Origin of the sequence: Vibrio eleionomae (genome assembly GCF_009874545.1) — a bacterium.
Lineage (GTDB): Bacteria > Pseudomonadota > Gammaproteobacteria > Enterobacterales > Vibrionaceae > Vibrio > Vibrio nitrifigilis.
The window spans coordinates 25,960-38,653 of record NZ_WEKT01000020.1 but is presented as its reverse complement, the minus strand read 5'-3'; the positions used below and the strand labels follow the sequence as shown (position 1 = coordinate 38,653).

Here is a 12,694-nt window from a genome sequence, read left to right as displayed (position 1 = left end):
TTTATTCGTATACGTATTATCGGTCGCAAAGGAGGCGATAGATGACATTAGCAACAGCTAACGCAAGGCGTTCACCGTCACCAAAGCAAGCATTAATTGCTAGTGCCAGTGGCTACGCGATGGATGGATTTGACCTGCTCATTCTAGGTTTTATGTTACCTATGATCAGTCAAGGTTTGGGCCTGACTTCATCGCAAGCTGGTTCATTAGTGACATGGACATTATTTGGTGCGGTGATGGGCGGAATTATATTTGGCCAACTCAGTGATAAATATGGCCGAATAAAAATGCTAAGTGTCAGTATATTAATGTTTTCTCTTTTTACTGGTTTATGCGCTATCGCACAAGGTTACTGGGATTTATTAACATACAGAACGCTTGCGGGAGTGGGACTCGGGGGAGAATTTGGCATTGGCATGAGTTTAGTCGCTGAAGTTTGGCCTAAAAGTCAGCGTAACCGAGCCTCGTCCTATGTTGGTATTGGCTGGCAAGCGGGCGTATTGGCTGCTGCTATTCTCACTCCACTGTTATTACCCTTCATCGGTTGGCGCGGCATGTTTGTTGTTGGGCTAATACCAGCACTTACGGCGTTTTTTATTCGTCAGCGTATTGGTGAACCCGTCGTGTTTAAGCAATCCCAACACGACACGATGAGTTACAAAGATCGGTTTAACCAGTTGTTTAAAGACAGCAAAACAGCGCGTGCGAGCATAGGTGTTGTGATACTAACCTCTGTTCAGAACTTTGGTTACTACGGCATTATGATTTGGATGCCGAGCTATTTAAGTAAACAGCATGGGCTATCGCTTAATGCATCGGGTGCTTGGACGGCATTTACTGTGGTAGGGATGACTCTGGGTATCTGGCTGTTTGGTTGGTTCGCGGATAAATTTGGTCGATGGAAAGTATTTCTATGTTACCAATTAGGGGCGGCTGTGATGGTATTACTCTATTCCCAGCTTAATGTTGCGAGTGAAATGCTTATTGCAGGGGCTGTCATGGGGATGTTTGTCAATGGCATGATGGGAGGGTATGGCGCTCTAATTTCAGATCTGTACCCAGTTGAGGCCCGTGCGACTGCGCAAAATGTGCTATTCAATATAGGACGTGGCGTCGGAGGGTTTGGGCCGTTTATCGTTGGTGCCGTAGCTGGCGAAAGCTCGTTTTCAACAGCGATAGCCTTACTTGCCTCCATCTATATTGTTGCAATGTGCGCGACCTTATTTCTGTTACCCAAACATTCTGCCATCGATCTAGAACAAGCTAATGTATTGCAATAACGGGGTTGTCTTTCCGACATAAATGTTTCACTACAAACCATCTAACAAGTTGAAGTAAAGCTAGATAATGCTATTTAACCGCAGCGAGGAACTTTGTTTCTCGCTGCTTTTTTATCCTTTGTGAAAGCTCTATCTCTACCGCGTGCTTAATCACACCAACTATTGCTAGAGTATTCGTGAGCTCAATTATTCTCATGTAACATTCGTCATTTAATATGAAAGTAGGTGATCTAAATCACATACAGTATGCTTTTTGATTCTTTTGTGTCCAAAATATGATACAAATCTCACACTCACATGACACGTGTTCCAAAATTTAGATAACTTACTGAGTGATAAATTATATATTTTTGTAAACATGTATTGTCACAAAGGAAGATGTCTTAAATTTCAATGGAATGTTGTTGTGACATTGTCACAAGTGTCGCAGCTTATAAGAATAGTCATCATCGTCATGTGGTGATAATAACAATATCCCTCTTGATGGGAGCGTAATGACGGTGTCATTGGCATTGAAGTAGAGATAACCATAACCGGTTAAAATTATTCAGTATATTGACTGCAGAGGATACGTTAAGTATGACTTCTAATGAATTTTTCGATAGTAACGAGTCAATGTCTATTCCTTCAAGTTTACTATCAACTGCAGATGGATCTGCCTTTTCTATCGCTTATGGCGCGAATGATACGTTGTGGGTTGTTGACCCCCAAGCTGATTTTGCCAATTCAAACGTGGTAAATCACCTATTAAGTCAGTATCAAAAAGGGCATAAAATTGGGCAGATTAATGTTGTGACAGGGCAGTCTTGTGCCGATCCGCAGTTACGACTTGAACAATCTCTAGCGGTGGTGTTCGACGAGTTGCCGTTAATTGAAGTAACGCAATTACCATTAAATTTGTTTGATAATTATCAGCTTAATAATTTGGTCATTACTGCCGATACGGTATACCGAATCGTCGGCGATACGATCACCAACAGTGAGCTGGGTAGAAAAGCACAACAATTGCACACATTATTGTCTACGTTAGCAACAGAACATGCTGTTGAACGATTCATCTTTGACGTTGAGTATCTATAGTCAATCCAGACGTCATAAAGACGGTGCCCCAGAAAGTGAGAAAGTGGGCACCGATCCATCCCCTAGCTACCACCAAACAACGATAGAAGTTATGAAGAAAGCATCTATTGTTTTCAATCTATAGTTATCTTAATTTCGTATGTCCCTCAAATTAACATTCTGAAAAACAATCATTTACATAGTATAAATGAAAAATAAGATTGAAATTTTGTTCCTATGAGAACGTATTTTAGCTAATTTTAAAATAACACTATGTTTATAATGGATATTTTTTTGAATCAACGATAGTTCTTTTTGATAGGTCGTATTCTCATTTCTTGACGCAGCTCAAACTGAGGAGTAGTTTTCACTGCAAGAGTCAATTTAACCAATAAGTAATAATTGATTGTTATGACGAGTGTTGATCTTTCCTCTGACACGTCTGTGTTACAAAACCTCAACATTAACTCGTCGATATAATTGCCAATTTAAATGGTATTAAGATAAACGCGTCGAATGACGAATATTGACATCATGCAGGTAAACACAATGTGTGGCTGCAGAGAGTTTTGCCGAGTTGCTATTTAACACATTTACGTGAATTGAATACTTTTCGACAGAACATCTCCTTGGTCCAATATCATGACTGACTAGAAGGCGAGACCTACGGCTCAACATAGGTAAAATCGCTCAGTGATGGTCGCGTTCGACTCAACTGTCCAATAACTTATTTACATTTTTAGACGTAACTAATGGTTCACGTCCAATTGTCGTACCTTTTAAATAGTTTCACTATGCTTAAGGGAAAACCATACAGATGTATTTTTAGTGTTATATGTGACAGTGTGACTTTAGTGAGAAAGTAATATGAGTATAAAAGAATACAACGGTTCCGCCGGTGGTTGGGGCGCACTAAAAAGTACCACGCGCCATTTATTTAAGAGCGAAAACGTTGCAAAGAACATCTCGAACTTATTACGTACTAACCAAGACCATGGGTTTGACTGCCCAGGGTGCGCTTGGGGTGAAAAAGGTGTTCCTGGACGGTTTCGTTTCTGTGAAAACGGCGCTAAAGCGGTAAACTGGGAAGCAACAACCCGTCGCGTTGATCGTGATTTCTTTGCGCAATATTCAGTTGAATGGTTAAACAAACAAACCGATTACTTTCTCGAATATCAGGGACGTCTCGCTGAACCTATGCGTTATAACGCGCAAACCGATCATTATGAACCAATCAGTTGGGAAGACGCTTATTCATTAGTGGGTCAACATCTCAATGCCTTAGAGATGCCAAATCAAGCTGAGTTTTATACGTCTGGTCGTGCAAGTAACGAAGCGGCTTATGTGTATCAATTATTTGCTCGTCGTTTTGGTACCAACAATTTCCCAGACTGTTCGAATATGTGTCACGAAGCGACGAGTGTCGCATTAGCACAAACGATTGGTATCGGGAAAGGCACGGTTACGATAGAAGATTTTGAAGTGGCTGATGCGATTTTCCTATTTGGTCAGAACCCTGGTACCAACCATCCACGCATGCTAGAAACTCTATCGAGTGCCTATCGTCGTGGCGCAAAAGTCGTGGCGTTTAACAACCTTAAAGAACGTGGCTTAGAGCGATTTGCCAACCCGCAAAACCCAATTGAAATGATAAGTAACGGCTCTACGCCAACGACCAGCCACTATTTTATGCCTAAATTGGGCGGAGATATGGCAGCCATTCGCGGTATGGTCAAAGTGCTGTTAGCGCGTCATGATGAGGCGATGCAAAAGGGTGATTCCTTGTTTGACCTTGAATTTATTGAGGCACATACCCAAGGGATGGAGCGTTATCTTGAGCAAGTGCGTCAAACATCATGGGAACAGATCACTGAACAATCAGGGCTCACACAAAACGAGATAACTCAAGCGGCTGATATTTATCAACACGCCAAAACACGTATTGTGACTTGGGCAATGGGCGTTACCCAGCACAAGCACTCTGTACCGACGATTCAGGAATTAGTGAATCTTCAGCTTCTATTTGGGCAAGTAGGTAAAGAAGGGGCTGGTCTTTGTCCTGTCCGTGGTCACTCTAATGTGCAAGGTGATCGCACGGTTGGGATTAACGAAAAACCAAGTGATGCATTTTTAGACTCATTGGAAGCGGTATTTGGTTTTAAACCACCACGTGAACATGGTCATAATGTTGTGAATGCGATTGAAGCTATGCTCGCAGGTAAAAGTAAGGTATTCATTGGTCTTGGCGGTAATCTAGTCGCTGCTGCACCTGATACCGATCGCGTGGCGAGTGCAATGCGTCAGTGCAACCTAACCGTCAATATCGCTACCAAACTTAACCGTAGCCACGTAAATCCTGGTCAAGATTCATTAATTTTACCGTGTTTGGGACGTACCGATATCGATTTGCAACACACAGGACCGCAAAAAATTACCGTTGAAGATTCGTTTTCTATGGTTCATGCGTCATCAGGTCGAGTGGATGTTCGCGGTGAAGAGATGCGTTCTGAAGTGGCGATTCTATGCGGCATGGCCAAAGCAACATTAGGTAACGATCCGGTTGATTGGCAGTCATTAATCGATAACTACGATCATATTCGTGATTTAATTGAAAAAACAATTCCCGGCTTTAAAGACTTTAACCAACGTCTTGATGCACCGGGTGGCTTTTATCTAGGTAATTCAGCGCGTGATTTGCAATGGAATACCAAGCAGGGTAAAGCGCAAATCTCGGCGACTCAGCTTCCAGAGCAAGTGGTACCGATAGATTCAGCTAATATGACGAAGAAACAGGTGTTTGTCTTACAAACGATGCGTTCACACGATCAATACAACACAACCATTTATGGCTATGATGATCGCTACCGCGGCGTATTTGGCGAACGTAATGTGGTATTTTTGAATGCCGAAGATATGGCTGTTCAGAATCTACAAGCCGGGGATCTCATTGATATCGAAACGCTATGGCATGATGGGATTAAACGCAAGATCGAAGGCTTTAAAGTCGTGCCATTCCAAATTGCGAAAGGGAACCTGGCCGCGTATTTTCCAGAAGCTAACGCGCTTATTCCTCTCAGCAGTAAAGGGGATTTAAGCGATACTCCGACATCGAAATCAATTGCAGTCATCATTTCACCCTCAAAAGTGACTCAAGCTATCAACACGGTCGCAATCTAAATTTACCGATAATGTCCATTCAAAGCTCGCTATGTCGGCGAGCTTTTCTGATCTTAGTGATGATTAATTAAAGACAGATCAACTAAGGTATTTTGTGTATCTAAGATATTAGCAATTGGGCGCGACTGATTACCGGCTACACCCATCAAACAGGGTTGTGGCATGGCTAAATAGAATCCCTGGTAGAAGTCGATAGGTAATTGAGTCATTTCATCCCATTGGAGACGAGTTTCTATTCCTTCAATGACGGTTAAAGCGTGACACTGTTGAGCGATAGTGACCGCATTGAGTAAAGGAGCTCGATTACCAGACATGTATTGCAGGAGCAAACTTCGATCTATTTTGATAATTTGAGGTTTAATCATATCAACCCGTTCTTTATTCGAAGCTTCTGTACCAAAATCGTCAATCGCCACATGAAAGCCATTGTTTTTGTAGTGATTGGTTATTTGTAATAGTTGCAGCTTGTCATCGAAAGGGAATTCTAATAACTCCATCACGATCTGCTGATTATCCAAATGTAATTTCCCCAAAGTGGAAAAGAATTGCGCATAAAGCCGATCACTGTCGATATATCGCTCGCCCACAGCTGGCAACATATTAAGGAACAGATTTAACTGGCAAAAGGGAGAGTGAGCAAAATTACGAATATGAATAGCGCGACAGAGTCGCTCGACTTGAATTTTTTCTTCGTCACTGAAACAGTTGGAACTGAAGAACAGATCTGGACGAATATGGGTGTTTTGCTCTGTAGTGATTCTCACAAGCGCCTCAACAGCCACAATATTGTATTGGCGGTTGAAGATAGGTTGATAGACACTTTGTAAAACTAACCCGTGATAGGAGGCGGTGTATTGACCGTAAGAATCGACATGGATGTATTGATGAAATGGTTGGTGCTTTGCTAATTCCATGCGAGTTTCCTTGCCTTGGTTAACGTGTGAACTGACGTCCGCGACAACGTATTAAAAAAAGTATAGGACACAATTTGAGCATTTACTCTAGTTACGTTGTCTTTACGAAACCTTACAGAAATTATGTTTTAATTGCGGGAATTCACGACATTTTGTTACTTAATTAGTCGTTTTAGGTCAAAAAAATTAAGGGATAAGTAGTGATTTACTGTCGGGGTAATAAATTGCGATAGAGAATGTGGAAGCACCTTGCTTGAACTTATTAAACTACCAATAGTCATAGAACAAGATATTGAATTGGCAGTTACCCCCACTGCAAGACCGCATAGAGTTGGATATATTTACGGACTAATTGCTGGTTTTTAGAGCGTTTAAGTGGATGACCATATTTAAGATAGCAAGGGCTGATATTGAACAATTGCTCAAGTGTCTTCGTCATTTGAGATTCGCTTTCATAAAGATTGATCCCTTGAGTTTTATATTCTTCAATTTCATCAGGTAATTGCCCGGTCCACCAATGCAAAAGCTCGCGGCTTTTCTGGCTACGACTGATCCAGTGATCGGTGAGAATCAGTAATAAATCACTGGGTTGAATCGCGTAGGAATATTCTTCTTTCCACTCATAAATCTCTCGCATTAATTTTTCGCGACATGTTTTACCTGCGCTCACCATATGGTGGGTAATAACCCACACTGACCCAGCATCACAGCTGATTCGATAATGGTGTGGCGCTTCTTTGTTGGCCATTGACTCTATAGGAGCATAATCACAAGGGTGACCAAACTCGGTCAGTGTCCGGGCTAAACGACGGGAAAATGCGAGGCCAAGATGATGTTCACTCATTCCTTGATTATGAATAGTGGGATAGTGCTTCTCACACAATTTAAGGCAGTCAGCTTGGAACTCATTCACACTCTGAGTAAGAATATCCAATAACAATCGTGGTTCTCCTATCTGAGCGTAGGCAAGCGTTCAGATTTCATTAATATTAATCTTTGTCATTCAGGGCAGAACTGACCAAAAATAGGTTGTTGATTGGCGGTTAACAGGGCGACTGTATGCTCACTAACAACTAGGCTATTCGTAAATAACTTCAATGCGTTATTACTCTCTAACTATAATCGTGCAACGTGAATAGCGCAATTGTCTCTCAGTGATTAAGCGTGGCGTATCACGTAACATTCTGCAACGTTATTTGTGTTGAGGAACAAACCGGTTGTTCTTAATACTGCTATGTTGAGATTAGACTTACAAAATTACGTGCTTAATAAGATGTGCTGGGTAAGAAGGGGAAGTTATGCATACTGAGCTAAAAAAAAATAGCCAGGTGAGCCATTATGGACGTGTTGCACGTTGGTTTCATTGGGCGTCTGCTGTCATTATTATTGCGATGTTTGCTCTAGGATTATGGATGATGCAATTGTCATTTTCGAGCCCATGGGCAGTGTCAGCTCCTAATTGGCATAAGAGCGTGGGCATTTTATTAGCGATTGTGACCGTTGCTCGTGTGCTTTGGAAACTCACTACCAAATCCCCAAGCATTGAAGGAAAACGTTGGGAACGCAATACAGCTCATATTGTGCACTGGTTAATGTATGTTGATTTATTTGTGTTGTTTATTAGCGGTTATGTTGTCGCGACCGAGTATGGAGATGATATCCGTTTGTTCGATTGGATAACGTTACCCGGTGTCACAAGTTGGTGGGCGGAGCCGCCGTATTTTATCGGCGAAATGCACCTGTACGCAGCTTGGGCGATGATAACAATGACGGTGGTGCATGTATTAGCTGCGTTAAAGCATCACCTAATCGACCGCGACAATACTCTGATTAAAATGCGCGGTGTTAAATAGCGATGCTCTTTACTCATCTTACTCTTAGCGAAAGTCGATCATTACATGTAATTATTAGCATTAGCCATGTGCAATATTCGTGACAGCGTCACCTTTATCAGGCGCGGAATCTGCTGTTCGCCTTGCTGCTCTGCATAATTGACTATCTTTAGTGCCAAATCTGGTTTAGCATGTTTTTTCAATACCTTAGTTACTACCTTCTTGGCGGGTATTGGATGATCTAAGGGTAATCTTACTAAGGAGCGAAAGAAGGGTTCAAATCCATTGGCATAAAGAAAATGCTCGATATCTTTGTCAGGTAATTCGGTTAAACGGTGCGATACTTTATCGTGATGTAGCATTCCTTTTACAGTAGCGGAGTATTTTTTGCCTGCTTGATCGCCATCTGTGATGACATGCCAATCAATACCAAATGCTTGCGCAACTTTAATCATTGCTCGTAAACCTGATTGAGCAAACTCAATGATAGTAATCCCCTCGGCTGCTAGGTTGTAACCACACTGCCTTGCTAACTCGCTAAATAGCCACACTTCAGTTTCGCCTTCAACGAGCAGCCAACAACGCGCAAACAACACTCCAGAGCGATGGAACCGCAGATGAAAGCCTATGCGTCTTAACTCATCGGAAGAGAGCTTTTGAGTTGGCATACTTAAAGAGAGGGTTTTATCTTGTTGTCGTACCAATCGGCGAATGGATGATAGTGGTACAGAAGAGACTAAGTCCGAGCTGTTCGTGGTGAGAATCTTCTGCATTGGCAACATCGCCAGTAAGCTCCATGCCCGAGCTAAATGGGTGGGATGCAAACGTCCTTCGGGATCTTCAATAATTAAAATAGGGCGGGCGCAGCGGCGTAAATCATTCGGGCCTTTAGCTTGCAAGTAGGTATTCAGTAAACGCAAAAACAGTAAATGCGTTTGGCGATTTTTGACGCCAATGACCATTTGATGAAGTGTTTGACCACTGTTTGACGGCGTATATAGTAAGCCATTATGTTCGGGCGAACGATAATGACGTGATTGATTCTTAAAAGAAAAATAATGCTCAATTAATATGTTCATCGCAGCAAGACTTGAGCGCATTTCACCTTTATTGACATGCCCAGGTATTGCCATTAAACGCCGGCAGGTATTATCAATCCGTTTTTCCATTCGTGCATTTTTATGGTCGCTATGACCGTTTTCACCATCTCTTGCAAAACGGCGCGAGTCTTTAAGGCGGATCACTGGGTGCAAACTCATGAGCTCTTGGGCGAGTTTCTCTTTGTGGTGGACACTAATAATTCGCCCAGAAAGATCTAAAAAATCGTATTGTGTTGTGACGATGTTGTTGATTAAGGACGCTGATAAACGATAAATAATGCGGGGTTCACCTTGTGATGTTTCACGCCAAATCGGTTTTAAACGACGATTTCGCCCTGAGAGGGGCTCTTTTTTATTGGTTGCTATAAAGCACAATATGATTTGTAAGTCTTGGCTTCTAGGTTGAGATAGTGAGTAATCGAGGTGAAAGTCTTTCTTTTGACATTGATAGAGCGAGCCGTCAGGAGGCAGCATGACCGATAGCGCATCAAGTAATGAAGATTTGCCCCAAGTATTTTCACCGATTAAGGTGGTTAATTCATCAAAACTTAACGATAAACGCCGAATTCCCCGAAATCCTGAGATCTCAATTCTATCTAAATGCATAGGCGCTCTCCACTTAGTTCATCTGTGGTCCGGACTTGATTTAAGTTTAGAAGAAAAAATGAATAAAAGCAGTCTCTTATAACGCAAATAATGAGATTTAATCGTTGAGCGAAAGATAAAGAAGAAAGGTAAGGTGAATATGAAGAATATTTTCCTATCGTTAACGGCAAGACCAATGAGATGTGGTAGAGTGGAAAGCTTAGATTAGCACCTTATTGTTTAGTTACTATCCCAATAAACTCAAGTGTTGCATGTGATTTCAGGGATAGAGAAGAGGGGGATATGAACGAATCAAAGCATAAGACGACTGTCACTCTGGCACATATTAATGATACTCACTCTTACTTTGAGCCTACTTCTCTGCAATTGCAGTTAGACATTGACGGGGAGCGCCTTACTCCGTTTGTGAGTGCGGGGGGATTTGCCCGTATTGCCACTCGTGTCGCGCAGTTGCGCAGTGATTCTGAACGGCAAAAACGCCAGTTTTTATTTCTGCATGCGGGGGATTGCTTTCAAGGTACCCTCTATTTCTCCTTATTTAAGGGGAAAGTGAACATTGATATGCTTAATGCTCTAAACATCGATGCCATGACGTTGGGAAATCATGAATTAGATATGGGAAATGAACCCGTAGGTCGTTTTGTCCGTAATATTCAGTTTCCATTGCTTGCGGGGAATTGGGACCTTTCATCAGAGCAAAAAAAACGTTATCCATTGGCGAATCAGCCCAACATTAAAGCGTATGATAATGCGCATTCTTGTGCGCGCTGGATTGTAAAAGGTGAAACGCAACATCGTGTTGCTATTTTTGGTTTATCGCTCGATAAAATGGCGGAAATAGCGAACCCTGACAATGATACTCCCTTTGTTGATGCGGTCGAGGTTGCGCGCAACACGGTCGAGGCCATTCATCGTGAAGGTATTCGCAATATCATATTACTGAGTCATCTGGGCTATGAGAACGATATTGAGCTGGCTGAGCAGGTAACAGGCATAGGTTTGATTGTTGGCGGGCATAGTCATGTTTTACAAGGTGACTTCCGCTCAGTTGGCTTATCTCAACACGATGATTACGGCCTACGTATAAATGATACGTATATCGTACAAGCAGGTTATTACGCTTTAGCGTTAGGCCATTGTGAGATCGATTTTGATCAAACCGGTAAAGTGGTGCGATTTTGTGGACAGAATGAATTGTTACTAGGAAGACGATTATTCTTAGATGCGACTATGAATCAAGAGGGCATGGATCACCTGCATAAAGAAGCATGTGTGTATCTGGAAAAACATCCTCAAGTGGTTGTCTGTAAGAAAGATCCTGATGTTCAAGGGATTCTGCAAAGAAAATATATGCCTCAAGTTCGTGAGTTACAGCAACAGGTTGTTGCCCACGTTCCGGCACCAATTCGCCATGTTCGTATTCCCGATGAAAAAGGCGCCAGCCAACTCGCTCCATTGGTCGCTCGTGGTTTTTATGAAGCGATGCAATCAGAAGGTCATACTGTCAATTTCGCCATGCATAATGCTGGTGGCATTCGAGCGTCTATCCAAGAAGGTCCACTCACAAAAGCCGATATTATTGGTAAATTATTACCATTTGCTATTCCCATTGGTGTCTATCGTGTTAAAGGCAGCACAATAGCAAAACTGTTGGAAGGTGCGATAAATAATGCGACGAATAACGGCGTTGAAGGAACGGGCTCTGGTAGCTATCCGTATACTTATGGGCTTAAATTTCAGTATGTTGCAAACAAACCGAAGGGACAAAGGATAGAGCAGCTACGAGTACTAGAAAATGGCTTTTGGCGACCCGTCGATGCGAATCGGCGCTATACCGGGGTGTCTTCCGCTTATACGATCAAAGGTAAAGAAGGTTATGATGCCTTTGACGAAATATTGGATACACCGGTGATGAGCCAACATTCAATGGCAGATACCTTTGTTAAACTGGTGACTGAGCGTCCAGAATTACTCATAGAAAACGCCAATTATGAATACATTAATCAATAGTGGCTCAATAATTGCTTTATAACTTGATATTGGATTAGGCGGCAAGCGTATGCCATCTCTCAATAGGCAAGCTAGAAGAGTAATTAACCAAAGAGGACACTATTGTGTGGAGCAAAGACTGGTTAGATACATTAATGGTTATTGTTTGGATCAGTGTGTGGGTTGCGATTGCTTACGTAGTACCGTTTACTAGTAGTTAAACGAGTGTACACCATACTTTATGAATGAGTATGTCGATGAAACGGCGTACTAATTGAATAGTTATTCATGTTAAGTTCTTACTTCATTCGCATTACTTAAAGTAATGAAAATTTACAAAATATGTCATTTCTCTGTTGCGAGATAAGTGCTTAAAGTATGCACAAATCTTGAGTGACCGATGGGAGGTGCTTATGTCTCAAGCGATGAATATCGGAACTTATCTAATTGAAAATTCCGTGTCCTCACAAACTAAAATTGATAAGAAAAACTATTCGGTTAATTTCAAAGGATTGATGTCACACTTAGCTGACGTATTATTCGTTAGCCAAGGCCATAAGGAACAGTTTTATACAGGTGAATTGTCTGCTCATCTTCAACGTGATATTGGTATCTATCGTTAGTAAAAATTGAGTAATTATAAGAAAGCCGGCAAATTGCCGGCTTGGTTGTCTCTATACCTAAGTCACGTCAGATGCTGTTTCAGCGAGACTGAATACTGCATCTTGAGGTCATTT

At 41.9% G+C, this 12,694-nt stretch carries 9 protein-coding genes; 6 read left to right on the top strand and 3 right to left on the bottom strand.

Annotated elements, in window-relative coordinates; all coding sequences use genetic code 11:
- Positions 1 to 41 precede the first annotated feature (41 nt).
- From F9817_RS12175 to F9817_RS12165, 3 genes are all read left to right on the top strand, one after another.
- Complete coding sequence (locus tag F9817_RS12175; RefSeq protein ID WP_161155879.1) at positions 42 to 1,280, top strand: MFS transporter; 1,239 nt, start codon at positions 42 to 44, stop codon at positions 1,278 to 1,280.
- 579 nt (positions 1,281 to 1,859) lie between these two features.
- The gene (locus F9817_RS12170; RefSeq protein ID WP_161155877.1) at positions 1,860 to 2,360 is read left to right on the top strand and encodes a hypothetical protein; all 501 of its coding nucleotides are present in this window, start codon (positions 1,860 to 1,862) and stop codon (positions 2,358 to 2,360) included.
- A gap of 846 nt (positions 2,361 to 3,206) precedes the next feature.
- The gene (locus tag F9817_RS12165; RefSeq protein WP_161155875.1) at positions 3,207 to 5,516 is read left to right on the top strand and encodes an FdhF/YdeP family oxidoreductase; all 2,310 of its coding nucleotides are present in this window, start codon (positions 3,207 to 3,209) and stop codon (positions 5,514 to 5,516) included.
- 53 nt (positions 5,517 to 5,569) lie between these two features.
- Here F9817_RS12165 and F9817_RS12160 read toward each other — a convergent pair whose 3' ends face one another.
- Positions 5,570 to 6,430, bottom strand: coding sequence for an EAL domain-containing protein (locus F9817_RS12160; RefSeq protein ID WP_161155873.1), 861 nt, complete (start codon positions 6,428 to 6,430; stop codon positions 5,570 to 5,572).
- A gap of 304 nt (positions 6,431 to 6,734) precedes the next feature.
- A complete protein-coding gene (locus F9817_RS12155; RefSeq protein WP_161155871.1) occupies positions 6,735 to 7,370 on the bottom strand; it encodes a hypothetical protein in 636 nt (211 codons plus the stop codon).
- A 358-nt stretch (positions 7,371 to 7,728) separates the two neighbouring features.
- Between F9817_RS12155 and F9817_RS12150 the strand changes: the two genes are divergently transcribed.
- A complete protein-coding gene (locus F9817_RS12150) occupies positions 7,729 to 8,283 on the top strand; it encodes a cytochrome b (RefSeq protein WP_161155869.1) in 555 nt (184 codons plus the stop codon).
- A gap of 41 nt (positions 8,284 to 8,324) precedes the next feature.
- Here the strand turns inward: F9817_RS12150 and F9817_RS12145 are convergent, their stop codons facing one another.
- The gene (locus F9817_RS12145; RefSeq protein ID WP_161155867.1) at positions 8,325 to 9,968 is read right to left on the bottom strand and encodes a DUF2813 domain-containing protein; all 1,644 of its coding nucleotides are present in this window, start codon (positions 9,966 to 9,968) and stop codon (positions 8,325 to 8,327) included.
- Positions 9,969 to 10,250: 282 nt separating this feature from the next.
- Between F9817_RS12145 and F9817_RS12140 the strand changes: the two genes are divergently transcribed.
- Complete coding sequence (locus tag F9817_RS12140) at positions 10,251 to 11,978, top strand: bifunctional metallophosphatase/5'-nucleotidase (RefSeq protein ID WP_161155865.1); 1,728 nt, start codon at positions 10,251 to 10,253, stop codon at positions 11,976 to 11,978.
- A gap of 392 nt (positions 11,979 to 12,370) precedes the next feature.
- Positions 12,371 to 12,580, top strand: a complete 210-nt coding sequence (locus F9817_RS12135) for a hypothetical protein (protein WP_161155863.1) — start codon at positions 12,371 to 12,373, stop codon at positions 12,578 to 12,580.
- Positions 12,581 to 12,694 lie beyond the last annotated feature (114 nt).

Bases quoted from the DNA above. Each gene is read 5' to 3' on its own strand.
- F9817_RS12175 (WP_161155879.1), top strand. From the start codon at position 42: ATGACATTAGCAACAGCTAACGCAAGGCGTTCACCGTCACCAAAGCAA.
- F9817_RS12170 (WP_161155877.1), top strand. From the start codon at position 1,860: ATGACTTCTAATGAATTTTTCGATAGTAACGAGTCAATGTCTATTCCT.
- F9817_RS12165 (WP_161155875.1), top strand. From the start codon at position 3,207: ATGAGTATAAAAGAATACAACGGTTCCGCCGGTGGTTGGGGCGCACTA.
- F9817_RS12160 (WP_161155873.1), bottom strand. From the start codon at position 6,430: ATGGAATTAGCAAAGCACCAACCATTTCATCAATACATCCATGTCGAT.
- F9817_RS12150 (WP_161155869.1), top strand. From the start codon at position 7,729: ATGCATACTGAGCTAAAAAAAAATAGCCAGGTGAGCCATTATGGACGT.
- F9817_RS12145 (WP_161155867.1), bottom strand. From the start codon at position 9,968: ATGCATTTAGATAGAATTGAGATCTCAGGATTTCGGGGAATTCGGCGT.
- F9817_RS12140 (WP_161155865.1), top strand. From the start codon at position 10,251: ATGAACGAATCAAAGCATAAGACGACTGTCACTCTGGCACATATTAAT.
- F9817_RS12135 (WP_161155863.1), top strand. From the start codon at position 12,371: ATGTCTCAAGCGATGAATATCGGAACTTATCTAATTGAAAATTCCGTG.